This is a genomic window from Shouchella rhizosphaerae, from assembly GCF_036700015.1.
Taxonomy (GTDB): domain Bacteria; phylum Bacillota; class Bacilli; order Bacillales; family Bacillaceae_D; genus Shouchella; species Shouchella rhizosphaerae.
In genome coordinates this window covers 4,154,690-4,178,755 of record NZ_CP144921.1, presented here as the reverse complement: position 1 = coordinate 4,178,755, position 24,066 = coordinate 4,154,690, and the positions used below count along the sequence as shown (strand labels likewise).

At 46.5% G+C, this 24,066-nt stretch carries 28 protein-coding genes; all 28 read left to right on the top strand.

The features are described 5' to 3' along the window. Positions 1 to 3 precede the first annotated feature (3 nt). The 28 genes from flgG to V5G21_RS20740 all read left to right on the top strand — a co-directional run bounded on the left by flgG (position 4) and on the right by V5G21_RS20740 (position 24,058). Positions 4 to 807 (top strand): flagellar basal body rod protein FlgG, encoded by an 804-nt coding sequence (flgG, locus tag V5G21_RS20875; protein WP_011247104.1) that lies wholly within the window; start codon positions 4 to 6, stop codon positions 805 to 807. Between the two features lie 9 nt (positions 808 to 816). After that, positions 817 to 1,032 (top strand): flagellar FlbD family protein, encoded by a 216-nt coding sequence (locus V5G21_RS20870; protein WP_063608329.1) that lies wholly within the window; start codon positions 817 to 819, stop codon positions 1,030 to 1,032. Continuing rightward, positions 1,029 to 1,460: a flagellar basal body-associated protein FliL gene (gene fliL, locus V5G21_RS20865; protein WP_011247102.1), complete on the top strand. Its 432-nt coding sequence runs from the start codon at positions 1,029 to 1,031 to the stop codon at positions 1,458 to 1,460. The genes V5G21_RS20870 and fliL overlap by 4 nt, the downstream gene beginning before the upstream one ends. An 18-nt stretch (positions 1,461 to 1,478) precedes the next feature. Beyond that, complete coding sequence (gene fliM / locus V5G21_RS20860) at positions 1,479 to 2,468, top strand: flagellar motor switch protein FliM (protein ID WP_011247101.1); 990 nt, start codon at positions 1,479 to 1,481, stop codon at positions 2,466 to 2,468. Then, positions 2,461 to 3,648 carry a flagellar motor switch phosphatase FliY gene (gene fliY, locus V5G21_RS20855; RefSeq protein ID WP_304527456.1) on the top strand — a complete coding sequence of 396 codons (1,188 nt, stop codon included), beginning with the start codon at positions 2,461 to 2,463 and terminating at the stop codon, positions 3,646 to 3,648. Before fliM ends, fliY begins: the two co-directional genes overlap by 8 nt. A gap of 45 nt (positions 3,649 to 3,693) precedes the next feature. Further along, positions 3,694 to 4,056 (top strand): response regulator, encoded by a 363-nt coding sequence (locus V5G21_RS20850; RefSeq protein ID WP_011247099.1) that lies wholly within the window; start codon positions 3,694 to 3,696, stop codon positions 4,054 to 4,056. Beyond that, a complete protein-coding gene (locus V5G21_RS20845) occupies positions 4,031 to 4,684 on the top strand; it encodes a flagellar biosynthetic protein FliO (RefSeq protein ID WP_338465052.1) in 654 nt (217 codons plus the stop codon). The genes V5G21_RS20850 and V5G21_RS20845 overlap by 26 nt, the downstream gene beginning before the upstream one ends. 56 nt (positions 4,685 to 4,740) lie before the next feature. After that, positions 4,741 to 5,364, top strand: coding sequence for a flagellar type III secretion system pore protein FliP (gene fliP, locus V5G21_RS20840; protein ID WP_374757917.1), 624 nt, complete (start codon positions 4,741 to 4,743; stop codon positions 5,362 to 5,364). 97 nt (positions 5,365 to 5,461) lie between these two features. Beyond that, complete coding sequence (fliQ, locus tag V5G21_RS20835; protein WP_011247096.1) at positions 5,462 to 5,731, top strand: flagellar biosynthesis protein FliQ; 270 nt, start codon at positions 5,462 to 5,464, stop codon at positions 5,729 to 5,731. Beyond that, on the top strand, positions 5,731 to 6,513 hold the full coding sequence (fliR, locus tag V5G21_RS20830) for a flagellar biosynthetic protein FliR (RefSeq protein ID WP_011247095.1): 783 nt from the start codon (positions 5,731 to 5,733) through the stop codon (positions 6,511 to 6,513). The genes fliQ and fliR overlap by 1 nt, the downstream gene beginning before the upstream one ends. After that, a complete protein-coding gene (flhB, locus tag V5G21_RS20825) occupies positions 6,510 to 7,598 on the top strand; it encodes a flagellar biosynthesis protein FlhB (RefSeq protein WP_035201448.1) in 1,089 nt (362 codons plus the stop codon). The genes fliR and flhB overlap by 4 nt, the downstream gene beginning before the upstream one ends. A gap of 23 nt (positions 7,599 to 7,621) precedes the next feature. After that, complete coding sequence (gene flhA, locus V5G21_RS20820; protein ID WP_011247093.1) at positions 7,622 to 9,658, top strand: flagellar biosynthesis protein FlhA; 2,037 nt, start codon at positions 7,622 to 7,624, stop codon at positions 9,656 to 9,658. Beyond that, on the top strand, positions 9,655 to 10,632 hold the full coding sequence (locus V5G21_RS20815) for a hypothetical protein (RefSeq protein WP_212937302.1): 978 nt from the start codon (positions 9,655 to 9,657) through the stop codon (positions 10,630 to 10,632). The genes flhA and V5G21_RS20815 overlap by 4 nt, the downstream gene beginning before the upstream one ends. Continuing rightward, a complete protein-coding gene (locus V5G21_RS20810) occupies positions 10,632 to 11,207 on the top strand; it encodes a hypothetical protein (protein WP_035201446.1) in 576 nt (191 codons plus the stop codon). The genes V5G21_RS20815 and V5G21_RS20810 overlap by 1 nt, the downstream gene beginning before the upstream one ends. Next, the gene (locus V5G21_RS20805) at positions 11,201 to 12,130 is read left to right on the top strand and encodes a CheB methylesterase domain-containing protein (protein WP_304450316.1); all 930 of its coding nucleotides are present in this window, start codon (positions 11,201 to 11,203) and stop codon (positions 12,128 to 12,130) included. Before V5G21_RS20810 ends, V5G21_RS20805 begins: the two co-directional genes overlap by 7 nt. Then, positions 12,123 to 12,737: a chemotaxis protein CheC gene (locus V5G21_RS20800; RefSeq protein ID WP_011247089.1), complete on the top strand. Its 615-nt coding sequence runs from the start codon at positions 12,123 to 12,125 to the stop codon at positions 12,735 to 12,737. The genes V5G21_RS20805 and V5G21_RS20800 overlap by 8 nt, the downstream gene beginning before the upstream one ends. Further along, complete coding sequence (locus tag V5G21_RS20795; RefSeq protein WP_035201443.1) at positions 12,730 to 13,209, top strand: chemotaxis protein CheD; 480 nt, start codon at positions 12,730 to 12,732, stop codon at positions 13,207 to 13,209. The genes V5G21_RS20800 and V5G21_RS20795 overlap by 8 nt, the downstream gene beginning before the upstream one ends. A 17-nt stretch (positions 13,210 to 13,226) precedes the next feature. After that, the gene (locus V5G21_RS20790; protein ID WP_011247087.1) at positions 13,227 to 13,991 is read left to right on the top strand and encodes a FliA/WhiG family RNA polymerase sigma factor; all 765 of its coding nucleotides are present in this window, start codon (positions 13,227 to 13,229) and stop codon (positions 13,989 to 13,991) included. Positions 13,992 to 14,004: 13 nt separating this feature from the next. Further along, positions 14,005 to 14,928 (top strand): DUF6115 domain-containing protein, encoded by a 924-nt coding sequence (locus V5G21_RS20785; RefSeq protein ID WP_095293766.1) that lies wholly within the window; start codon positions 14,005 to 14,007, stop codon positions 14,926 to 14,928. A gap of 123 nt (positions 14,929 to 15,051) precedes the next feature. After that, entirely contained in the window at positions 15,052 to 15,780 is a 729-nt protein-coding gene (gene rpsB, locus V5G21_RS20780; protein WP_011247085.1) for a 30S ribosomal protein S2, read from the top strand. Between the two features lie 98 nt (positions 15,781 to 15,878). Then, positions 15,879 to 16,763: a translation elongation factor Ts gene (gene tsf / locus V5G21_RS20775; RefSeq protein ID WP_011247084.1), complete on the top strand. Its 885-nt coding sequence runs from the start codon at positions 15,879 to 15,881 to the stop codon at positions 16,761 to 16,763. Between the two features lie 92 nt (positions 16,764 to 16,855). After that, positions 16,856 to 17,572, top strand: coding sequence for a UMP kinase (gene pyrH, locus V5G21_RS20770; protein ID WP_095293768.1), 717 nt, complete (start codon positions 16,856 to 16,858; stop codon positions 17,570 to 17,572). A gap of 3 nt (positions 17,573 to 17,575) precedes the next feature. Further along, positions 17,576 to 18,133, top strand: coding sequence for a ribosome recycling factor (gene frr / locus V5G21_RS20765; protein ID WP_035201437.1), 558 nt, complete (start codon positions 17,576 to 17,578; stop codon positions 18,131 to 18,133). Between the two features lie 116 nt (positions 18,134 to 18,249). Continuing rightward, positions 18,250 to 19,023 (top strand): isoprenyl transferase, encoded by a 774-nt coding sequence (locus V5G21_RS20760; protein ID WP_011247081.1) that lies wholly within the window; start codon positions 18,250 to 18,252, stop codon positions 19,021 to 19,023. A 15-nt stretch (positions 19,024 to 19,038) separates the two neighbouring features. After that, positions 19,039 to 19,836: a phosphatidate cytidylyltransferase gene (locus V5G21_RS20755; RefSeq protein ID WP_011247080.1), complete on the top strand. Its 798-nt coding sequence runs from the start codon at positions 19,039 to 19,041 to the stop codon at positions 19,834 to 19,836. Positions 19,837 to 19,903: 67 nt separating this feature from the next. Beyond that, complete coding sequence (gene dxr, locus V5G21_RS20750; protein WP_063608336.1) at positions 19,904 to 21,043, top strand: 1-deoxy-D-xylulose-5-phosphate reductoisomerase; 1,140 nt, start codon at positions 19,904 to 19,906, stop codon at positions 21,041 to 21,043. A 23-nt stretch (positions 21,044 to 21,066) separates the two neighbouring features. Next, on the top strand, positions 21,067 to 22,323 hold the full coding sequence (rseP, locus tag V5G21_RS20745; RefSeq protein WP_063608337.1) for an RIP metalloprotease RseP: 1,257 nt from the start codon (positions 21,067 to 21,069) through the stop codon (positions 22,321 to 22,323). A 34-nt stretch (positions 22,324 to 22,357) separates the two neighbouring features. Further along, on the top strand, positions 22,358 to 24,058 hold the full coding sequence (locus tag V5G21_RS20740; protein WP_095293770.1) for a proline--tRNA ligase: 1,701 nt from the start codon (positions 22,358 to 22,360) through the stop codon (positions 24,056 to 24,058). Positions 24,059 to 24,066 lie beyond the last annotated feature (8 nt).

The following is a 24,066-nucleotide window of genomic DNA, read 5'->3' as shown; positions in this document are numbered from 1 at the left end:
GTTATGATTCGTTCCATGTATTCAGGTATCTCAGGTATGAAAGGTTTTCAAACAAAGCTAGATGTTGTCGGCAATAACATCGCTAACGTTAATACACATGGTTTCAAAAAAGGGCGCGTCATGTTTCAAGATATGGTTAGCCAGCAAGTACAAGGGCCAATGGCCGCCACTCCTAACCGTGGTGGCGTCAATAGTAAGCAAATCGGATCAGGTTCAATGGTTGGCGCAATTGACACGGTTCATACCGGAGGAGGCAACCAATATACGGGGCGTGAATTGGACTTAGCAATAAATGGCGATGGCTACTTTGCTGTTCAAATTGGAGACGATACATTTTATACGCGTGCTGGAAATATTTATTTCGACAATGAGGGCAATGTTGTCAACAGCTCAGGTGCCTATTTGTTAGGGCCAGACGGCAACAGGCTGCAAATCGATCCAGCCCTTCTAGATGACATGGAGAGCACTACCGTAAACAAACAAGGTGAAATCATCGTTTCGATTCAGGGCCAAGAAAACCCTGTAACGTTGCAACTTGGCATCGCTAATTTTGCCAATCCTGAAGGCCTTAATAGCGCTGGCGGATCCCTATTCACAGCAACTCCTGCTTCTGGCCCTGCCAACCTAGTCATTCCAGGAACACAAGGCACTGGCGACATTCAGTCTGGGTATTTAGAAATGTCGAATGTGGATCTCGCTGATGAATTTTCGGAAATGATCGTCGCCCAGCGTGGTTTTCAAGCTAACTCCCGGATCATTACGACTTCAGACGAAATTTTACAAGAGCTTGTCAACTTAAAACGATAGGTGACTGGCATGATTCCATTAACGCGCTTAAACGGGCAACGGTTGTTGTTAAATTTGTTGTTGATCGAAAAAGTAGAAGCGTTGCCTGATACAACGATCACGCTTGTAAGTGGAAAAAAGCTCGTCGTTGCCGATGACATGGAACAAGTCGGCCAAGCGATCAACAACCGCATGGCCGAAATCGGCCTTGTTGGAAGCTACAAAAGGGAGGATTTATCAGGTTGAAAAAAAACCGTGTAATTGGCGTAGCGTTCAGCCTCTTGCTCACCGGAGTCGTCATAGTTGCAGGGCTCTATATGCTTGGCATTGGCCCATTTGCCCAAAACAAGGCAAGCGGTGCGCCAACGATAGAGGACATTAGTGAGCGCTCATTTGATACAGAAGAAATTACGACCAATTTAAAGTCAGGGGAATTCATCCGCGCTCAATTTCGAATTGAACTCGATCACAAAGACACGCTTGCGGACATCGATAAAAGAGGGTTCCAAGTGAATAATGTCATTTTGCTGACACTTGCAGAAATGTCTGCGGAGGACTTGGTCGGTGAAGAGGGTCTAGCCGAGCTGCAGGAAACGATCCAGACAAAATTAAACGACCATTTAGAACAAGGCACTGTCAAAGCTGTTTATACGACAGTGAAAGTGGTCCAATAACAAAAATGAGGTGCTCTAATGGCTGATGTGCTGTCTCAAGGTGAGATTGATGCGCTCCTTTCTGCTTTGACGACTGGAGAAATGGATGCCGAAGAGTTATTAAAGCTAGAGTCAGAGAAGAAAGTTCGGGTTTATGATTTTAAACGAGCGCTACGCTTTTCAAAAGACCAAATTCGGAACTTATCCCGCATCCATGAAAATTACGCGCGGTTGTTGACAACCAATTTATCGGCCAAGCTCCGTTCGCTTGTGCAAATCCAAGTAGCCTCTGTCGAACAGGTTCCATACGAAGAGTATGTCCGCAGCATACCGACGATGACATTTTTAAATGTGATTGAACCTATACCATTAAATGGACGGGTATTAATTGAAATTAATCCTAATATCGCCTACGCCATGTTTGACCGTGTACTTGGCGGACATGGGATGAGCTTTAATAAAATTGATAATTTGACAGAAATTGAAACAAAAATTTTATCAGGGCTATTTGAATCGATGCTGGCAAGTTTCGCTGAAGCTTGGACGACTGTCATTGAAATGGAACCGATCACCGAAAACATTGAAGTGAATCCCCATTTTTTGCAGCTCGTGTCACCGAACGAAACGGTTGTCGTCATTTCGCTGTCAACAAGTATTGCCAATACGACAGGGCTCATGACGATCTGTTTGCCCCATGTCGTATTAGAAGAAATATTGCCGAAATTAACGAGCCACCATTGGTTTCAAGAACAGCGCGGTGCCCTTTCGACAGAAGATCAGGCACTGTTAAACAAACAAGTCCGGCAGACGACACTTGAAGTTGCCGCCGAACTTGGGCGTTCAACAATTACGATTGAAGAATTTCTTCGTCTCGGTAAAGGGGATGTCGTTGCCTTAAACCAGCTAATTGATGAACCACTTGATGTGCTCGTAGGCGGTGAAAAGAAATTTAGCGGCCAGCCAGGAGTAAAGAGAGACCGGATGGCTTTGCAAGTGACTGACGTATTAGGAGGAACGGATGATGAATGACAAGCCGCTTTCCCAGGAAGAAATAAACGAATTGTTAAAGGGGCTCCAGGACGGCGAAGCTTCTGACGAGGCTGGGCAACCAGAAGTCCGTGAAGGCGAATCCCAGCCAGAAGAATCACAAACGGAGCCCCCGGATATTAACGAGTTTTTAACTCATATGGAGCAAGATACGATCGGCGAAATCGGCAATATTTCCTTTGGTAGTTCGGCGACTGCGTTATCAGCACTGTTGAATCAAAAAGTCGAAATTACGACACCGGTTGTATCAGCAGTCAAATCAGACATGTTGCGCCAGCTTTTTCCACGGCCGAACGTCATTGTCCATGTTAAATACACAGAGGGATTCGAAGGCTCGAACTTATTTGTGATTACGACTGATGACGCAGCGATCATTGCAGATCTCATGCTTGGAGGGAATGGGGAAAACCCTGATCCAGAATTGTCGGAGATGCATTTAAGTGCAGTCCAAGAAGCGATGAACCAAATGATGGGTTCTGCCTCCACATCGATGTCGACATTATTCAATCGTCGTGTCGACATTTCGCCGCCAAAAGTGGAAGTTATTGAATTTGATGAGCAGTCGCGGACGGAGTATGTTTCCGATGGCGAAGATTTGATTGCGATTTCGTTTTCTCTTCGTGTCGGCGATCTAATTGATTCAAAGTTAATGCAACTTATTAGCGTTCCTTTCAGCAAAGATTACGCAAACGCCTTGCTTGGCGGGGGCGCCACCGCAGAACCGCCAGTGCAAGAGGCAGAACCATTGCCTGAACCTGCTCCGTCCATTGGCGGGCTTGGGGATGGCACAAGTGCTGAGCGAGTCAACCAGCATATTGGCCAAAGGGTAAAAGATGCTGAGCAAGTTGTAGAAAAAGCGGTGTTCTCTAATTTTGAGACAACAAAGCCAGACGAAGCAGAAATGCAAAACTTAGACATGCTCTTAGACATACCGCTGGAAGTTAAAGTGGAATTGGGGCGTACGAAAAAAACGATACGCGAAATCTTGTCGATTGCGCAAGGATCGATTATTGAACTGGATAAGTTGGCAGGGGAGCCGGTCGATGTGCTTATTAATGACAAGCTGATTGCCAAAGGGGAAGTAGTCGTGATTGATGAAAACTTTGGCGTACGGATTACAGACATAGTTAGCAAAAAAGACCGTCTTACCCACTTGCGTTAACTTTTATCTATCTTAAGAAATCAACATATAGAAAGAGGGCTTTTCATGTCAAAAAAAGTATTGGTTGTTGATGATGCGGCATTTATGCGCATGATGCTTAAAGATATTTTAACGAAGAACGGCTATAACGTAGTTGGAGAAGCCAATGATGGCAACCAAGCAGTTGAAAAATATAAGGAACTTTCCCCTGACTTAGTGACAATGGATATTACGATGCCGGAAAAAGACGGAATTTCGGCGTTAAAAGAGATTAAACAGTATGATCCGAGCGCCAAAGTGATTATGTGCTCAGCGATGGGCCAACAAGCGATGGTCATTGACGCAATCCAAGAAGGCGCAAAAGATTTTATCGTAAAACCATTTCAGGCGGATCGAGTGATCGATGCGATTTCTAAAGCACTTAGTTAACGTTTCGACTATCATCGCGCTGGCCCTGCTACTCGTTGGTTTAGCAGGGTTCAGTCCCGCTGAAGCCAAGGACTGTAGCGTCAATGACGTGCTCGAGAACGGCGAATGCGATGAAGAGTTGGCCAAGGAAGAAGGAAAAGATGCTGAAGCGGAAGCGGAAGTACTTATAGAACCGCCTTGGCTCAGCTTTGTCAAGATGATCGCGGCGCTTATTGTGGTCATTGCTCTGTTATATGGACTGTTGCGTTTTGTGAACAAACGGGCGAAAACATTTCAAGAAACAAAGGCGCTTCATCTCGTCTCTGGCGTTTCTCTTGGCCAAAACAAATCCGTTCAGTTGGTTAAAGTCGGGGAAACATTATTGGTTGTGGGCGTCGGTGATCAAGTGCAATTGTTAAAAGAAATCGCCGATCCAGACGAAATAACGGCTATTCTTGCCAAACAGCAAGCTGGGGATGAGGAGCCATTTCTCGGTCATGCTTTAGGAAGCATGAAAGCGGCGTTCTCGAAAAAGGCAGGCGCTGCGCCACCGACGTTCCAACACATTTTAAGGGACAAGCTTGCGGCTTCCAAGCAAGAACTGCAAGACACACGCCAGGCATTTATAGAAAAGAGGAAGGACCGATGATTTTACAACATGTAGTAGCTGCTTTTGCCTCGTTTGATTTTACGAATGGCGAGACAATGGCAACAACGGTCCAAATTGCCTTATTGCTAACGGTGCTGACGATTGCGCCAGGAATTTTGATTATGATGACATGCTTCACCCGCATCATCATTGTGCTAGCCTTTGTACGACAAGGGCTCGCAACTCAATCGACGCCACCAAACCAAGTGTTAATTGGGCTTGCGTTGTTTATCACCGCCTTTATTATGGCCCCTGTCATTCAAGAAGTGTATGAGACAGCATATGTACCCTTAGCGGATGGGGAGTATTCCAGCGAGGAAGCATTTGAGGCAGCCGTTGTACCAATTAAAGAATTTATGAGCGCCCATACAAGGGAAAAGGATTTGGCGTTGTTTATGGGGTATGGCGGATATGACAGGCCTGCTTCAATAGATGACGTGCCGTTGACGGCGCTTGTGCCTGCTTTTGCGATTAGCGAGTTAAAAACGGCCTTTCAAATCGGCTTTTTGATTTTTATCCCTTTTCTTGTGATCGATATGATTGTTGCTAGTGTATTAATGTCGATGGGGATGATGATGCTGCCTCCTGTCATGATCGCTCTGCCGTTTAAAGTGCTTTTGTTCGTGTTAGTAGATGGCTGGTATTTAGTCGTTCAAAGCTTGCTGATCAGCTATCAATAGCGCTGGGAACAATCGCAATAGGCTCTCGTATTCTAGTGGGGCTGGCAGTTGCAGGAATGAACCAATGAGATTACCGATTGAATAGGAGTGAGCCGCTATGAGTTTAGAAATGGTTACACACTTAGCCCAAAGCGGTGTATGGACCGTACTGATCGTTGCTGGTCCGCTTTTGGTTGTAGCGTTGGCGCTCGGTTTGATTGTGAGTATTTTCCAAGCGACGACGCAAATCCAGGAGCAAACATTAGCATTTATCCCTAAAATTGCTGGCGTGCTGCTTGCGCTCGTTTTCTTTGGCCCATGGATGTTGTCGCAACTGACTGAGATGGCGTACAGCATTTACAACAATTTGTATAGGTTTATTGGCTGATGGATGAATGGCTAACGCTTTATCCGGCTTTTTTACTTATATTTATTCGCGTCAGCTCTTTTTTCGTCGTGCTGCCGCTGTTCAACCACAGAACGGTGCCTGCTCCGCTCAAGCTCGGACTATCGGCGTTTTTGGCCGCTACTCTCGCAGTGTCTCTTGACGTGCCTGAGTTAGCGCTAGATTTGCCATTTTTGCTACTTGCCTTAAAGGAATTCGCGATTGGCATTGCTGCTGGACTGATGGCTTCGATGATCCTCTATGCTGTGCAAGTTGCGGGCGGTGTGATTGATTTTCATTTAGGGTTTATGCTTGCCAATGTCGTTGACCCGCAAACTGGGGCGCAAAGCCCGTTGACAGGAAGTTATTTATACCTTTTCGCGATGTTATATTTGCTAATTATAGACGGACACCATTTGCTTCTTGATGGCGTCATTTACAGTTATCAGTTTGTCCCTCTTGACCAACTGGTACTTCCGTTTGGCAGCGGGCATGTCATGGAGCATGTGACGCAAGTGATGGTGATGCTGTTTGCGATGGCGGTGTCGATGGCTATGCCTGTAGCCGGTGCGCTCTTTTTAGTGGATGTGGCCTTAGGCATTATCTCAAGAACCGTTCCGCAAATGAATGTGTTTGTCGTCGGGATTCCGATTAAGATGTTGGCAGGTTTTATCGTGTTTGCTATCTATATCGGCGTCTTTTTTATGAGCGTGAACGTTTTATTTGAAGAATTATTGCTTGCGATGAGGCGTCTGCTAGAAGGGCTAGGTGGTGGTCCGCAATGACAAGGCTACCTATGGATCTGCAATGGTTTGCAGAGGAGAAGACAGAAAAAGCGACGCCTAAGAAAAGGCAGGATACCCGTAAAAAAGGGCAAGTGCCAAAGAGTCAGGACGTCAATACCGCTTTTATGCTATTTGCCGCCTTTTTGCTTCTTTCCCTCTTTGCTGGGCCAAGGCTGTTTGCTGCTTTGAAGGAAATGATGGCTGATGTGTTTCAGCGCTTTCTATCATTACCGCTGACAGCTGAAAATATTGCGGCGTTGTTTAACGAATTGACAATTGAGATGGGAATGGCTGCTTTGCCGATTATGGCGCTGACCGTTCTTGCTGGCGCATTTGCTAGCTTCGTGCAAGTCGGTTCTTTATTTACGCCCGAGCCAATGAAACTGAAGCTGGAAAAATTAGATCCGATTAAAGGGGCGAAGCGAATATTTTCGACAAGGGCACTCGTCGAACTTGGCAAATCGATGTTAAAGATTGTCTTTATTGGCGCAGCCGTGGCCTTTGTGATTTATGCAAATATAGGCGATGTCTTGCTTTTATCACAAAAAAGTGTTGAGGTCGGCGCTGCTTCGATTGGCCATTTAACAGTGACAATGGGACTGTTTGCGGCGGTATTGTTAATGGTCCTCGCTATCCCAGATTACCTTTACCAGCGCTATGACCATGAAAAGCAAATCCGCATGTCAAAAAAAGATATTCGGGATGAACATAAAACGATGGAAGGTGACCCGAAAATTAGGGCGCGCCGGAAACAACGGCAATTGGAAATGTCGATGAACAGGATCATGCAAGAAGTGCCAAAAGCCGATGTTGTCATTACGAACCCGACCCATTACGCGGTAGCGCTTCGCTACGACCAAGAACAAGCAGATGCGCCAATTGTTGTTGCTAAAGGCGTTGATTATATGGCTGAACGGATTAAAACGGTCGCTAAAAAACACGATGTTCCACTTGTTGAAAACGTTGCGTTAGCAAGGGCGATGTATGCGTCTGTTGAACTGATGCAGCCAATCCACGAAGACATGTTCCAAGCTGTTGCCGAAGTACTTGCCTACGTGTACCGGTTAAAGAAAAACAAACATTAAACATGAAAAAGGAGGGAGATGCGATGAAAGCGAGGGATTTAACGGTTTTAGCAGGTGTGATTTTAATCATTGTCATGCTGATTATCCCACTTCCGCCTTTTTTGCTCGATGTCTTAATTATATTCAATATTTCACTGTCATTACTCATTTTGCTAGTAGCCATCAGCACAAAAGATGCCCTTGACTTTTCAATTTTTCCAACGATGCTGTTGCTCGTTACACTGTTTCGCTTAGGATTAAGCGTGTCGACGACACGTTCGATTCTCGGCAATGCGGAAGCAGGGAATGTGATTGATACGTTTGGGAGTTTTGTCATTGGCGGCAATGCTGTAGTTGGGTTTATCGTCTTTTTAATCCTCATCGTTATCCAGTTTATTGTCATTACAAAAGGGGCAGAGCGTGTTTCGGAAGTCGGTGCCCGCTTTACGCTTGATGCCATGCCAGGAAAACAAATGAGCATTGATGCGGATTTGAATGCTGGGCTCATTTCTGACCGTGAGGCGAAACAACGCCGGGAAAAAATTGAGCACGAGGCTGACTTTTATGGTTCGATGGACGGTGCCAGCAAGTTTGTAAAAGGCGATGCTATTGCTAGCATCATTATTGTCATCATTAATATGCTCGGCGGCCTCATGATCGGCATGATGCAAATGGGCATGGACATGAACACGGCGGCCAGTACATACACGCTTCTAACTGTCGGGGACGGCTTGGTTACGCAAATACCGGCATTGCTTATTTCTACAGCTACAGGCGTCATTGTTACAAAAGCCGCTTCAGAAGGAAACTTAAGCACCGATTTGTCGAGGCAAATTCTCGCTTACCCGAAGCTTCTTTATGTAACAGCGGCCACTATTTTACTGCTTGGTTTAGCAACGCCGATTACGAAAGTTGTCACGTTTTCGATCGCAGGGTTGCTCGCTTTTGCAGGCTACAGACTGTCAAAAGCAAGTTTGGCAAAAGCGAATTTCGAAGAAGCCCTTTTAGAAGAAGCACCACCTGAAGAGCCGTCTGGCCCTGAAAGCGTCGTCCAACTTTTGCAAATGGACCCAATTGAATTTGAGTTTGGCTACGGCTTGATTCCGTTAGCAGATGCCAATCAAGGGGGAGACTTGCTCGACCGCGTCGTGATGATTCGCAAGCAAATGGCCCTTGAACTTGGTTCTGTCATCCCGGTTATACGGATCCGCGATAACATTTCTCTTGAGCCAAACAGTTATACGATCAAAGTTAAAGGCGCTGTAGTTGCAAAAGGGGAAGTGCTGCTCGACCATTACATGGCTATGAGCACAGGGGAACAAGATGACTCGATTGTCGGCATTGAGACGATTGAACCTGCATTTGGGCTGCCTGCTTTATGGGTAGACGAAGACATGCGCGACCGCGCTGAAATGGCCGGTTATACAGTCGTCGATCCGCCAACAGTCATTTCGACACATTTAACGGAAGTGTTAAAAGCACATGCCTATGAGCTGCTTGGGCGCGAAGAAACGAAGCAGCTTATCGACCATCTGAAAGAATCCTATCCGACGCTCGTCGAAGAAGTAACGCCGAACCCGCTCACAACGGGCGATATTCAAAAAGTGCTCCGCAATTTGTTGCGCGAACAATTATCGATTCGGAATTTGCCTGTTATTTTTGAAGCGCTCGCTGATTATGGCCCGCTTACAAAAGACATGAATGTCGTCACGGAGTATGTGCGCCAAGCTTTATCACGGCAAATTACAACACAATTGACAAACGGCGGAAACGAATTATTCGTCATCACGTTAGCCGCTGCTGTTGAAAAGAAAATTGCCGATGCTATTGGCCAAAATGAGAATGGCAGCTTTTTGGCACTCGCGCCTGCTGATTCACAAGCCATTTTACAAAACACGGCCAAGGAAGTACAAAAAGTGGCTGAACTTGGCAGGCAGGCTGTGATTTTATGTTCGCCAGCTGTACGGATGCATATGCGCCAATTAATCGAGCGCCATTTGCCCTATGTTCCCGTCGTGTCTTATAACGAATTGGAACCGGATGTGGAAGTCCAAAGCGTAGGAGTGGTTAATGCCGAATGAACGTAAAACGATTTGTAGCCCCGACGCTAGAAGATGCGGCAAAAGACATCCGCAAGCAGTTGGGCAAGGATGCTGTCATATTGCATGTAAAAGAAGTGGTGACAGGAGGCCTATTTGGTTTTTTTGGCAAAAAGCAAGTCCAAGTGACCGCTGGCATTGATGGACCGAGTCATCGTAACAGTGTTAGCCGCGACGGTGATGATAAGCAATCACCGCTTTTAAAAGAAGCAAACCGCCATTTGCAACAGCTGGGCGTGTCAAACCGTGTTCTTAAAAATTTGCAGTTGACAGCGCAAATGGCAGACAAGCAAGGCAACGCCCGGACGAAAGAAGAGTTGCTTATGCATACGTTTCGCGCCAGTTTGCAGCTGCAACCATTCCTGCAAAAACGGCAACAAACACTCATTGTCGCTGGGCCAACTGGGGTAGGAAAAACAACAACCATCGCTAAGCTTGCTGCAAAAGCCATGTTTGAGGAAAACAAAACGGTTTCTTTTATCACGTTTGATACGTATCGGATTGCCGCAGTCGAACAGTTAAAAACATATGCTCATATTCTCGATTGCCCTATTTATACAGCATACAATGAATCAGAACTCATTGATTTGTGCGGCCGTCAAACGGCTGATCTTGTCTTAGTTGACACAGCTGGGCGCAATTATTTGCACGAGCAAATGCCTGTTGAGCTCGTTGAGTATATACGGCAGAGCGCGTCATGCGACTTAGTGGTTGCCCTTAGTTTGGCTGCTAAAGCAGAAGATGCCCGGCATATGCTTAGCCGTTTTCCAAAAGAGCTTGTCAATGGCCTGATCTTAACGAAGTTGGATGAAACAGCTTCACTTGGAACACTTTGTGAGCTTTTGTACAGCGAGGCGATTCCAGTTGCTTGTGTGACGACTGGACAAAATGTGCCAGAAGACATTTGCTGGCCTGATAAAGAACAATTGCTGAAGTGGCTTACCGGGGGTGTCTGATGGATCAAGCAGAAGGCTTGCGTATGCTTGCAAGCAGGAAAACAAAAGCATTTGAAATCCAGCTTTCAAATGCACAAGAAACAATGATGATAGAAGAAGTTTGTCAAGCGCTCGATCGCTACGGGTTCCAAGCGGCTATTATCGCAACCGACGCCGCAAAACAACTGTTTTCAGCCCAGAAACAAGACCATCTATTTACTCGAGAATCGAGTAAAACGCTGTCTGCTGCCAATGTTCAAGTGCTGTTTTACATCCGGACAGCGGGGGAGAAAAAACAATTGCGCCAAGACGTTCCTTTGTTGTTGTTTACAGTGGCCGATAAAGAGGCGCTTCTTGCCAACTATCAGTTTGTGAAACAAGAAATGCCTCGTTCGGTTTTGCTCCTTGGATTGTCACAAGGAGATTCAGAGAAAGCGAAGCGCGCTGCTTACAATATGGCGCATACGATTACGACATTTTTAGAAAAGCGGACAACAATCCTCGGTGTTATTGAAAACGGGTCTCGCGAAGCGTACGTTGATAGCATTTACGAGAGTGTAAGCGTGCTCGTAAAGGAATTTTTGTTGCAATGGTGACCGTAGCGATTGTGAGCCCTTCTTTGTTTAAGCAGCAATTTCTACAAACGGTGCTACGTCAAGTAGAGGGAATTGAGGCAAATGCTGCTTTTTCAAACTGGGAAGAGGCGATTGTGACGGTTGATGCATTTTTATATGCGCCTTGTGAGGAATGGGAGCATATGGACGTCGCCGGGGTGCCTCGCCATACAGTGTTTGTACTAGAACGGCATCAGCAAGTGGTTGACAGCGAACGAACCGTCTTCTGGCAAACAGCAAATGCCAAAGCGCTAACTAAAGACCTTGCCGCCAAACTGTTGCCATGTGGCAAACGGGACGAAGCACCATTGCAGCCGTTAGGGGAAGTAGTTGCCATTGGTGCATCATCAGGCGGCCCTCTTGCTCTCACCCATGTGCTGACAAAGCTGCCCTCTGACTTTTCAGCTCCAATCGTCATTGCCCAGCATATGCCAGCAGGTTTTACGAAATCGCTGGCCGCTCGGCTTGACCGCTTATGTCGGATTCAAGTCAAAGAAGCATCACATGGGGAAGCGCTACTTGCAGGTACTGCTTATATTGCCCCAGGAGGCGCCCAGTTGGAACTAAATAAACGTGGCGCTCGCCTGTACGCCCACATTTCACCTGCTGGCAAACATGATTTGTACCATCCTAGTGTGTCGCTGCTATTCCAGTCTACCATTGCGTGTACGACGAAAACGCTTGTTGTGTTAACGGGCATGGGAAATGATGGTTCGAAAGTATTGGAAATGGTTAAGCAAAGCGGCGGTTGTGAAATCTTAGCTGAATCGGAAAAATCGGCGGCGATTTTTGGAATGCCTAAGGCTGCGATTGCGAGCAATCAAGTCGACACTGTCATGGACAAGGATGAGATTGGGCGATACTTAGCTAAAAAAGATAAACGGGAAGGGGGATTTTATGCGTAATCGATTAGACGGAATGAAGGAAGTGGCCAATATCGGCACTGGCTACGCGGCGACAGCTCTGTCCAGCCTACTTGGTGCCAATGTCGTCATGGACGTTCCAGCTGCACGCTACCTATGCATGGCTGAACTGCCCCGCTTCCGTTTTGCGGAGGGTGAAGAAATTGCTGCTGTCTATGCCCCCCTTGGCGGCGAGCTTAGCGGCGGAATGTTCTTTATGGCGACCACAAAAGCAGCAGCTGCTTTTTCCGCTTATTTGCTTGAAGAGAAGCTCAAGCTAAAGCCACATGTATTTGCGGAAAGCGAGCTGGCCCAGTCAGCCTTTCAAGAAGTAGGCAACCTGTTGATCGGCGCTTACTTGACTGCTTTATCAAAACTGACAGACTTAAAATGTTACCCGCTTGTGACAGAGCTTTCCATTGACTTAGCAAGCGCTGTTCTCGCAGAAGGAGCGCTACATTTAATCGATGACGAAGAATGTATTGTGATGGAAACGGACATTTGCCTTCCGCATTCGACGCAGCCCCTTGATGGTTTATTGCTGTTCATACCCGATAAAAACGCGAGTGTCACCTTAACGCAGGCGTTGGAGGCTAGCTGCCATGACTAAGGGCGAAACCATCTCAATCGGAGAGTGGAAAATTGTCAAAGGCGAGGGTGTCTTACGGACGTGCGGACTAGGCTCTTGTATCGGCATTGTCCTGTATGATCAGGAGCGAGTCATTGCTGGCATGGTCCATGTGATGCTCCCTGATTCGACGAAGGCGCGAAAAGGGGCGAATCCATGGCGTTATGCGGATACGGCCATCGCCTCCTTGCAGGCGGAGTTAAAAAAGCAAGGCGCTAGAAAACTTTGCGCAAAAATGGCAGGAGGGGCACAAATGTTTAAGCACGCAGTGAAGCGTGAATTTATGCAAATCGGCGAGCGCAACGCGGCGGCTGCCAGAGAGACACTCGCGCGCTTAGGCATCACACTTGTTGCAGAAGACATAGGTGGAACGAAGGGACGGACGATTCAATACGACGTCAAAACAGGCGAATTGGCCGTCCGTACGGTCCATCACGGGCAAATGATACTTTGAAAGGGGAGTGCGGCTTTATGGCAAATGCTGCAGAGTTATGGAAACAATGGGATGACGAACATTCAGAAGTAGCTGCTGAAGCGTTGATCGAACACTATATGCCGCTAGTTGCTTACCACGTGCAACGGATTTCGAATGGCTTGCCGTCATCGATTTCAAAAGATGAACTGAAAAGCCACGCGTTAAGCGGCCTGCTAGATGCAATTGCCAAGTTTGATTCCAAGCGAGCGCTAAAATTTGATACATATGCATCGTTTCGAATCCGGGGAGCGATTATCGACGGGCTCCGCAAAGAAGACCGCCTGCCACGGACAATCCGTGATAAAGTAAAAAAGTTGGAACAAATCACGGAACAACTAGAACAGGAGAAAGGTCGGTCTGTTCTTCCTGGCGAAGTTGCCGCTGCAATGGGTTTGCCAGAAAAAGAGATCGAAGCATTAAAACGGGAACAATTTGCCAGCCATACGCTTTCCTTGGACGACGTCATGCATATGAACGACCACTTGGACCCTAGCGCTGTTGCTTACCAATTTGAAGATGAACAAGCGATTATGCCTGATGATAAATTAGTCGAAGAAGATACACGGAAAGAATTAGCAGAGATGATTAAAGAGCTAGGACGCAATGAACAGCTTGTCATCCAACTTAGCTATTACGAAGAGTTGTCATTGACGGAAATCGGGCGCATTTTAAATTTGTCGACTTCACGCATCTCGCAAATCCATGCCCGGGCAATTGCCAAACTGCGGAAAGGCTTGCAAAAGAAAGAATTTGTCCGTTAAAGGGGGAGAGCAATTGACGGAAATCTTAGTATTTGCCCTTTTGTTACTGTGCGGCTATTTGTTTATGAAACAGGTTGCTCTTGAAAGCAAAGTAAAAGCGCTTCAAGAGGGGCATGTAGATAAAAGCGAACTAGAAGAAGCGCTTGAACAATTTTTAGCTGAAGTAAAAGAAAGCAACGACCAGCTACTTGCAGTGTTAGCCGACAGCAGCTACGAACAAGACGTTGACACCTATCAAACGAAAGACAGGGAACAGCCAACATTTACTAATCAAGCGAAAGGCGACCCAGGTGTTAAGTCTGTTAATCAAGACAAGGACGTTAAATATCGAGAACGGACCAGTCAAGTCAAAGATGGGAAACTTGTGAATCAAGGCAAAGCCGATAACGATGAAGAACAGGCGAGCCGAGGCAAGCATGATCCAGATGTGAAGCTTGCTGATCAGGCTAAAGCCGATAAACAGGAGAACCTTGTTCATCAAGGCCAAAGCGGTCAATACGCGAGACTTGTTAATCAAGGGGATAGTGGCCGGTGGAATAAATACGCTGATCAGGCGCAAGACGATCAACGGGCGCACCTCGAAAATCAAGCGGATTACAATCAACGTCACAGCGATGATACTCCCGCTAATCGTAGTATCGTTGACCACGGTAAGGAAGAAAACGACAAATACAGCAAGCATAACGATCATAACGACAATAAATACGGCAACGGCCAAGACAGCGGGCTGAAGTCCGTTGAAGATAAAGAGGAATTTGCCCATTCAGCTACGTACAGCCAAGTATTTTCGCTAAAGAAGCAAGGGCTGGCTGTGGAAGAAATTGCCCGTGACTTGGGGATCGGTGTAACGGAAGTGAGCTTGCTGCTTCGCTTTCATGAAAAAAATGATGAAAATCCGCATGTATCCAGTTGCAGGGAACCGGACAATATGGTATAGTAATTGACGGTGTTAAATACACACGCCTTGGATTTTGGCGAAGGTGCTCAGGCAATGCGCTGAGTGTCGTCAAAAAATGAAGAGTGCGGAGGAAACCAAAACCAACCTAAGGAGGTGTTCGATGTGGCAGTAATCTCCATGAAGCAATTGCTTGAAGCAGGTGTCCACTTTGGCCATCAAACACGCCGCTGGAACCCTAAAATGGATCGCTACATCTTCACAGAAAGAAACGGAATTTACATTATTGACTTGCAAAAAACGGTCAAAAAAGTCGAAACAGCGTACAACTTTGTTCGCGATCTTGCGGCTGACGGAGGGAAAATCCTTTTTGTCGGCACGAAAAAACAAGCGCAAGATTCTGTTCGCGACGAAGCAATCCGCTGCGGCATGTACTACATTAACCAACGCTGGCTTGGCGGAACGCTTACAAACTTTGAGACGATTCAAAAGCGGATTACGCGCTTGAAAAACCTTGAAAAAATGCAAGAAGACGGCACTTTTGATGTGCTTCCAAAGAAAGAAGTCATCTTGCTGAAAAAAGAAATGGACCGTCTAGAAAAATTCTTAGGCGGAATTAAAGACATGAACGGCGTGCCGGATGCGCTGTTTGTTATCGATCCTCGTAAAGAGCGGATTGCAATTGCCGAAGCGCATAAATTAAACATTCCAATTGTAGCGATTGTCGATACAAACTGTGATCCTGACGAAATCGATTACGTTATCCCTGGTAACGATGATGCCATCCGCGCTGTGAAACTACTAACTGGAAAAATGGCTGACGCTGTGATTGAGGCGACAGCTGGTGAATCAGAAGAAGAAGTCGACGTTGAAGAAGAAACAACAACAGCGTAAATGACGGACTCCAAAAAGGGTGGTAAAGGGAGATGAACCCTTTACTTCCCTTTTTTTGTGGGAAAAGTGAAAACACGTACTGAAGGAGGCAATACTTAATGGCAGTAACAGCTAGTATGGTAAAAGAACTGCGCGAAAAAACTGGCGCAGGCATGATGGATTGTAAAAAAGCGCTTGTCGAAGTAGACGGAGACATGGAAAAAGCAATTGATTATCTTCGTGAAAAAGGCATTGCGAAAGCAGAGAAAAAAGCAGACCGTGTTGCTGCGGAAGGCCTTGCTTCTGTTGTGACAGAAGGAAACAAAGCCGTTATTCTTGAAGTCAACTCTGAAACGGATTTCGTTGCCAAAAATGAGAATTTCCAAGCGCTTGTAACAGAATTGGCTGAGCACATTTTGGCAGAAGAGCCTGCTGACGTAGAGGCAGCTCTTGCGCAACCATTCAAAGGCGGAAGCGAAACGGTGCAAGATCACATTAATACGGCAATTGCTAAAATCGGCGAGAAGCTTTCATTGCGCCGCTTTACGGTTGTGGAAAAAGAAGACGCTGACGTGTTTGGCTCTTACCTTCATATGGGTGGCCGCATTGGCGTTCTAACGGTCATTGGCAGCTCTTCCGACCAAGAGTTGGCGAAAGACATTGCTATGCACGTAGCAGCGATCAACCCGACTTACGTTTCACGCGATGAAGTGACAAAAGACGTTGTTGACCGTGAGCGGGACGTGTTAAAGCAACAAGCCCTTAACGAAGGCAAGCCTGAAAACATTGTTGAAAAAATGGTCGAAGGCCGCCTAAGCAAGTTCTTTGAACAAGTTTGCTTGCTAGACCAGCCGTTTGTTAAAGATGGCGACCAAAAAGTCGGCAAATATGTGAAGAGCAAACAAGCTTCTGTTAAATCGTTTGTCCGCTATGAAGTTGGCGAAGGCATTGAAAAACGCGAAGACAACTTTGCGGAAGAAGTTATGTCGCAAGTGAAAAAGTAAATCGATAGAGAACGTGGGAAGGGGACACTGCGAGAAGTTGTGTCCCTTTTTTCAAAGACTGTTTTTTGGAAGTCATGGATAATGGAGGTTAGATAAGCGTGTATAATCGTGTCGTTTTAAAATTAAGCGGAGAAGCGTTAGCAGGAGAACAAGGCTATGGCATTGATCCAACTGTCATCCAATCGATTGCTAAGCAAATTAAAGAGATTACTGAATTGAACATTGAAGTGGCCGTCGTCGTTGGTGCCGGTAACATTTGGCGCGGCATGGCTGGAAGCGCTCAAGGGATGGATCGGGCAACAGCTGACTATATGGGGATGCTTGCTACAGTTATGAATTCCCTTGCCTTGCAAGACAGCCTCGAAGCAATTGGCGTCGAATCACGTGTGCAAACGTCGATTGAAATGCGGCAAGTAGCAGAACCTTACATACGTCGCAAAGCGATTCGCCATTTACAAAAAAAACGTGTTGTGATTTTCGCAGCAGGAACAGGCAACCCGTATTTCTCAACAGACACTACCGCCGCTCTACGGGCAGCTGAAATTGAAGCAGAAGTGATTTTAATGGCGAAAAACAACGTCGATGGCGTCTACAACGCAGATCCGCGCTTGGACGACAAGGCGCAAAAATTTGACACGATTACGTACATGGATGTCCTTAAAGACGGATTGCAAGTCATGGATTCGACGGCGTCGTCTTTATGTATGGACAACGACATTCCGCTTATCGTATTCTCAATTATGGAAGAAGGAAACATTAAACGCGCCGTGTTAGGCGAAAAAATCGGAACGACTGTAAGGGGGAAATAACCAATGACAAAGGAAATCAAGGCAGATGCAAAAACACGGATGGACAAAGCCATTGACGTGCTGTCACGTGAATTAGCGAAATTGCGTGCAGGCCGTGCTAACCCAGCTTTGCTCGACCGCGTAACGGTAGAATATTATGGAGCGCAAACGCCGCTCAACCAGCTTGCTTCAGTCACAGTACCAGAAGCGCGGCTATTGCTTATTACTCCGTATGACAAGACGGCTGTTGCTTCAATTGAGAAGGCCATTTTGAAATCGGATTTAGGCCTTACGCCATCCAATGATGGTCAAGTCATTCGCATTGCGATTCCGCCACTTACGGAAGAACGCCGGAAAGACCTTGTGCGATTGGTTAGCAAAACCGCTGAAGAATCAAAAGTTGCTGTCCGCAACATTCGCCGTGATGCCAATGATGAATTGAAAAAGCTACAAAAAGATGGAGAAATGACGGAGGATGAACTTCGCAGCGCCACTGACGATATTCAAAAACTGACTGACACGTACGTTACAAAAATCGATGAAAAAGCAAAACAGAAAGAACAAGAAATCATGGAAGTGTAACACGTTTATGTGTATGATGAAGAGTAGTAGGAGACCCTCTTAAGCAAGGGGGTTTTTTACACTTTTCCAGCTGGATGCAGGCTGGCCTAGAGCGCCAGCGAGATGGAGGGCGTAAAATGCTTGAGAGATTTTCAAAATGGAGGCAAGCCTTTACGGATACAGAAGATGAGGAGCCTACATCAATAGATCCGCAAAATATACCGAGGCATGTCGCCATTATTATGGATGGAAATGGCCGTTGGGCCAAAGAGAAAGGGCTACCGCGTATTGCTGGGCATAGGGAAGGCATGAAGACGGTTAATAAGATTGTTCGTGCTGCCAATACCCTCAATATTGAAATATTGACGCTTTATGCTTTTTCAACAGAAAACTGGAAACGCCCGAAAGCGGAGGTCGAATTTCTGCTAAAATTGCCAGAACGCTATTTGAAAAGCGAATTGCCGACGCTAATAGAGGAAAATGTGCAAGTGCGTTTAATGGGTTCAAAGGACGGTTTGCCTTCGTATACACTCCATGCAGTGGATGAAGCAATTGAAAAGACAAAGCATAATACGGGACTGATTTTAAATTTTGCTTTAAACTATGGAAGCAGGTTCGAACTTACGAGTGCCATGCAACAAATTGCCAAAAAGGTACAGCAAGGCGAGTTGATGCCAGAGCACATTACAGAAGAAACGATTAGCGCCCACTTAATGAGCAACCATTTGCGTGATCCAGACTTGCTTATTCGCACGAGCGGGGAGTTGCGGCTAAGCAACTTTATGTTATGGCAGATCGCATACAGCGAATTTTTGTTTATGGATGTGTATTGGCCAAACTTTACTGAGCACCACTTCTATAAAGCGGTCTTAACGTATCAGAATAGGGGGCGGCGCTATGGCGGCGTGTAGGAAGGGGATGTGTAAGTGAAGACACGAGTAGTTACAGGCTTATTTATTGGCGCCGTCATCTTGGCGATGATCGCACTTGGCGGCTGGTGGTTTACGACTTTTGTTAGCTTGATGGCCACCATCGCTATGGTTGAGCTATTAAGAATGAAAAAAATTAGCGCTCTTTCTTTGCGTGGCATCGTCGGCCTCGTTTCAATGTGGTTGTTGCTCATTCCTGACACGCTTTTTCATAGCGCCATTCCCCTCAATGTGACAAAAGTAGAGCTGTTCCTATTTTTAATCTTAGGTTTATTATTGCTGACAGTATTGACAAAAAACAAATTTACATTTGATGAAGTTGGTTTTGTGATCGTATCAAGCGTCTATATTGGCTTTGGCTTCCATTACTTAATTTTAACGAGAGCGATTCCAGATGTAGGCGTATGGCTTGTCCTATTTGTCATTGTATTGATTTGGACAACCGATTCAGGGGCTTACTTTGTCGGAAAAGCGATCGGCAAGAACAAATTGTGGCCAGATATTAGCCCAAATAAAACGATTGAAGGTTCGGTCGGTGGGATTGTCCTTGCTGTTGTCGTCGGCACGATTTTTTATATGATCCATCCATTTTTTAGCTCATACATAATTGCGCTTTGCATCATGCTTGTTACGGCCGTGTTTGGCCAAATGGGCGATCTTGTTGAGTCAGCCTTAAAACGGCATTATGCTGTAAAAGATTCAGGCAATGTCCTGCCGGGGCATGGCGGCATCCTTGACCGGTTCGACAGCTTGATTTATGTTATGCCGATTCTCCATTTGCTTCAACTTTTGTAAGCCGAAAAACGAGCTATCGAACTAACTGTTTAGCAAACATGAATTTTTCATAAGGGAGGCGAGTATAGTGAAACAAATCAGTTTGCTTGGATCGACAGGGTCGATCGGCACACAGACACTTGACGTGATCCGTGATTATCCAGATCAATTTACGCTTTCGGCGCTCGCGTGCGGCACAAACTTAGAGTTATGCCGCAACCAAATAAAGGAGTTCCAACCAAAACTCGTCTCAGTACAACGCCCAGAAGACGCACAAACGCTAGCAGGGGAATTCGGTGATTCTATTGAATTCTTATATGGAGAAGAAGGCTTAAAAGAAGTGGCGCGTTATAGCGAATCTGACATCGTCGTAACAGCCATTACTGGTTCGATCGGGCTGTTGCCGACGCTCAGTGCGATCAAGGCGAAAAAAGCAGTCGCCATTGCCAATAAAGAAACACTTGTCAGTGCGGGCCACCTTGTTGTCAGTGCGGCAAAGGAAAACGATGTGCCGCTCATTCCTGTGGACAGCGAGCATTCTGCGATTTTCCAAGCGCTGAATGGCGAACCAAAGAAAGCGGTCGACCGTTTGATTCTGACTGCTTCTGGCGGCAGTTTTCGCGACAAGAGCCGGGCGGAGCTCGATGGCGTGACAGTCGAACAAGCATTGGCGCACCCGAATTGGTCCATGGGGGCGAAAGTGACGATCGATTCTGCTACAATGATGAATAAAGGCTTGGAAGTGATTGAGGCGAAATGGCTGTTTGGTTTGGATTATGACCAAATCGATGTGTTGATCCACAAAGAGAGCATCATCCACTCCATGGTTGAATATGTAGACCGCAGCGTCATTGCCCAGCTAGGCACTCCCGACATGCGCGTCCCAATCCAGTATGCCTTAACGTATCCAGAGCGCTTTGCCCGCCCGAAACATGAACGTTTAGATTTAGCGGAGCTTGGCAAACTCCACTTCGAAAAAATGGATATGGAGCGTTTCCGGTGCATGAAACTCGCCTACGAAGCAGGGCGCGCTGGTGGCACAATGACAACGGTGCTTAACGCAGCCAATGAAGTAGCTGTATTCCGCTTTTTGCAAGGCGAGATCACTTTCTTGGAAATCGAGCGCATCATTGAAGAGGCACTAAGTGCCCATTCGCCGATTGCGCATCCATCGCTCGAAGAGATCCAAGCTGTCGATGCTTCAATCCGCAAACAGCTCCAAGCATAACAAACCGAGAGGCGGTATCGTTTTTGAATACATTACTTGCTTTTATTGCGATATTTAGTGTGCTTGTCTTTGTCCACGAATGGGGCCATCTTTACTTTGCCAAAAAAGCGGGGATTCTTTGCTATGAATTTGCCATTGGCATGGGGCCAAAACTGTTTGCCTTTGAGCGAAATGACACGATTTATACCATTCGTTTATTGCCGATTGGCGGTTATGTTCGCATGGCAGGCGAAGAGCCTGAGCAGCCAACGATCCGGCCAGGCTATGAAATTGGACTGGTACTTGACGAGAAAGATACCGTTAAGGAACTAATCGTCAACAACAAGTCAAAACATCCAGAAGCACAAGTCGTGCAAGTGGAACGGATTGATTTGGTCCATGACTTGTTTGTGGAAACGATTGACGAAGACACTGGCGAACTTGTTCGTTATCCAATTGATGAAAAAGCGTTCATCGTTCAAGATGAAGTGGCGCAAATTATCGCTCCATGGAAACGCCAATTTGGCTCAAAACCACTGCCAAAAAGGGCGATGGCGATCTTTGCCGGGCCGTTGATGAATTTCATACTTGGCTTTGTGATTTTACTCGGCTTAAGTTTGTACCAAGGCGTGCCTCTTAGCTCAGAAATTGTAATAAATGTGAAAAACTCTCCCGCAGAAGCAGCTGGTCTCCAAGACGGCGACGTTATTACAGCGGTCAATGGTGTAGAAGTCGACTCTTGGAAAGAAATGACATCGGAAGTCAAAAAATATCCTGGTGAAGAAGTGAGCATTGATTATGAGCGCAATGGAGAAGCGCTGCAGACAAATGCTACTCTTAGCCAAGTCGAAGTGATGCCTGATGAGTACGAAGGCTTTTTAGGCGTGAGTGGTGTAACTGAATTTTCGTTTCTTGGTTCCTTTCAACAAGCTGGCAACCAATTTATAACGATGGCAACATCTATTTTTGATACGCTTGGTTTAATTTTTACCGGCCAGTTTTCCCTTGATTATATTTCAGGTCCTGTCGGCATTTATGATATTACAGACCAAGCTGTTTCCCTTGGCATGCTGACTGTTATTAACTTTGCTGCGCTGTTAAGCATTAATTTAGGCGTCATCAACTTAATGCCAATTCCTGCCCTTGACGGCGGACGGCTCATGTTTTTAGCGTATGAGGGGATCCGCGGCAAGCCTGTTTCGCCTGAAAAAGAAGGCGCGATTCAGTTTATCGGTTTCGCCCTCGTGATGTTGTTGATGATTGTAGTGACATGGAACGATATAAGTAAGCTGTTTTCATAATGAGACAATTGCATAAGAAAGGGACGTGTGTCACTTGAGACAATCTACTTACTTAGCCCCGACAATGCGGGATGTGCCTGCAGACGCAGAGGCGATTAGCCACCAGCTCATGCTGCGCGCAGGCATGATGCGGCAAATTGCCGCAGGCGTTTATGCGTACTTGCCGCTAGCAAAGCGGACAATCACGAAAATTGAAGCGATCATCCGCGAAGAATTAGATGCCATTGGCGCCCAAGAATTGACGTTGCCGAGTTTGCACCCTGCTGAACTTTGGCAAGCTTCTGGCCGTTGGGAGGCGATGGGTGATGAGTTAGTGCGCTTAAAGGATCGCCATAACCGCGATTTTGCCCTCGGCCCAACACATGAGGAAGTCATCACCTCTTTAATTAAAGATGGAATTGCTTCTTATAAAAAACTGCCTCTTTGCGTCTACCAAGTTCAAACAAAGTTTCGCGATGAGCGCCGGCCACGTTTCGGTTTGCTCCGTGGGCGTGAGTTTATCATGAAAGATGCCTATTCGTTCCACGACTCGCCGGAAAGCCTGGATGAAGCATACTGGCAAATGCATGGCGCCTATAGCCGCATTTTTACGCGAGTTGGCCTCGAGTTTCGGCCCGTGATTGCTGATTCTGGGGCGATGGGTGGCAAAGATACGCACGAATTTATGGCGCTTGCTAGTGTAGGGGAAGATACTGTCGTTTATTCCGATGGATCTGATTACGCAGCGAACTTGGAAATGGCAAAATCGGCGCTGCCAGAGGCGCCAAGTGTACAAGCACATGGCTTGCTTGAAAAGAGAGCAACGCCGGAAGCAAAAACGGTCGACGAAGCCGCTGAAGCACTAGGTTTTGATGCCGATGACATTTTTAAAGCGCTTGTTGTTGTTGTCGATGACGTGCTATCCCTTTTTATCTTGCGTGGCAACGATGAGCTTAATGAAGTCAAAGCTTTGCATGAACTTGGCGCAAAAACGTTGCGCATGGCGAGTGAAGAAGAAGTCGTTGCCGCTTTCGGCGCGACTCCTGGATCGATTGGTCCTGTAGGCGTAAAGGATGTGCCGATTTATGCCGACTATCGGATTCGCAGCATGGAGCGCATTGCGTGCGGAGCCAATGAAACAGGCTATCACTATGTAAATGTCGGCCCAGGCCGCGATTATGAAGTGACCGCTTATAAAGATTTTCGCACTGTGCGCGAAGGCGATCCGTCCCCAGACGGCAAAGGGACATTGCGCTTTGCTGAAGGAATTGAAATCGGGCAAATCTTTAAGCTCGGTACCCGTTACTCTGAATCCCTCGATGCGAAATATTTAGATGGCCAAGGAAAAGCACAGCCTTTTCTAATGGGCTGTTATGGTATCGGCGTATCGCGGACGCTTGCCGCCGTGATTGAACAGCATCATGACGAGGCTGGCATTGTTTGGCCGAAGGCAGTGGCGCCGTTCGACGTCCACTTATTAGCGTTAAATGTGAAAAATGAAGACCAGAAAACACTTGCTGAACAGCTGTACAGCGACATTCGCCAAGCTGGTATCGACGTATTGTATGATGATCGACCAGAACGGGCAGGCGTTAAATTTAAAGACGCTGACTTAATTGGCTTGCCAGTACGGGTAGCCGTTGGCAAACGGGCCGGAGAAGGCATCATCGAAGTGAAAGTCCGCAAAACGGGCGAACAGCTTGAGTTGACAGCTAGTGAGCTAGTTCGTTGGCTTAACGATTTTTTACGTGAATAATGCGGAAT

Bases quoted from the DNA above. Each gene is read 5' to 3' on its own strand.
- flhA (WP_011247093.1), top strand. From the start codon at position 7,622: ATGAAAGCGAGGGATTTAACGGTTTTAGCAGGTGTGATTTTAATCATT.
- V5G21_RS20790 (WP_011247087.1), top strand. From the start codon at position 13,227: ATGGCAAATGCTGCAGAGTTATGGAAACAATGGGATGACGAACATTCA.
- V5G21_RS20760 (WP_011247081.1), top strand. From the start codon at position 18,250: ATGCTTGAGAGATTTTCAAAATGGAGGCAAGCCTTTACGGATACAGAA.
- V5G21_RS20845 (WP_338465052.1), top strand. From the start codon at position 4,031: ATGCGATTTCTAAAGCACTTAGTTAACGTTTCGACTATCATCGCGCTG.
- V5G21_RS20795 (WP_035201443.1), top strand. From the start codon at position 12,730: ATGACTAAGGGCGAAACCATCTCAATCGGAGAGTGGAAAATTGTCAAA.
- fliQ (WP_011247096.1), top strand. From the start codon at position 5,462: ATGAGTTTAGAAATGGTTACACACTTAGCCCAAAGCGGTGTATGGACC.
- tsf (WP_011247084.1), top strand. From the start codon at position 15,879: ATGGCAGTAACAGCTAGTATGGTAAAAGAACTGCGCGAAAAAACTGGC.
- fliM (WP_011247101.1), top strand. From the start codon at position 1,479: ATGGCTGATGTGCTGTCTCAAGGTGAGATTGATGCGCTCCTTTCTGCT.
- V5G21_RS20870 (WP_063608329.1), top strand. From the start codon at position 817: ATGATTCCATTAACGCGCTTAAACGGGCAACGGTTGTTGTTAAATTTG.
- V5G21_RS20805 (WP_304450316.1), top strand. From the start codon at position 11,201: ATGGTGACCGTAGCGATTGTGAGCCCTTCTTTGTTTAAGCAGCAATTT.
- fliR (WP_011247095.1), top strand. From the start codon at position 5,731: ATGGATGAATGGCTAACGCTTTATCCGGCTTTTTTACTTATATTTATT.
- fliP (WP_374757917.1), top strand. From the start codon at position 4,741: ATGGCAACAACGGTCCAAATTGCCTTATTGCTAACGGTGCTGACGATT.
- flhB (WP_035201448.1), top strand. From the start codon at position 6,510: ATGACAAGGCTACCTATGGATCTGCAATGGTTTGCAGAGGAGAAGACA.
- V5G21_RS20850 (WP_011247099.1), top strand. From the start codon at position 3,694: ATGTCAAAAAAAGTATTGGTTGTTGATGATGCGGCATTTATGCGCATG.
- frr (WP_035201437.1), top strand. From the start codon at position 17,576: ATGACAAAGGAAATCAAGGCAGATGCAAAAACACGGATGGACAAAGCC.
- V5G21_RS20815 (WP_212937302.1), top strand. From the start codon at position 9,655: ATGAACGTAAAACGATTTGTAGCCCCGACGCTAGAAGATGCGGCAAAA.
- flgG (WP_011247104.1), top strand. From the start codon at position 4: ATGATTCGTTCCATGTATTCAGGTATCTCAGGTATGAAAGGTTTTCAA.
- V5G21_RS20800 (WP_011247089.1), top strand. From the start codon at position 12,123: ATGCGTAATCGATTAGACGGAATGAAGGAAGTGGCCAATATCGGCACT.
- fliY (WP_304527456.1), top strand. From the start codon at position 2,461: ATGAATGACAAGCCGCTTTCCCAGGAAGAAATAAACGAATTGTTAAAG.
- V5G21_RS20810 (WP_035201446.1), top strand. From the start codon at position 10,632: ATGGATCAAGCAGAAGGCTTGCGTATGCTTGCAAGCAGGAAAACAAAA.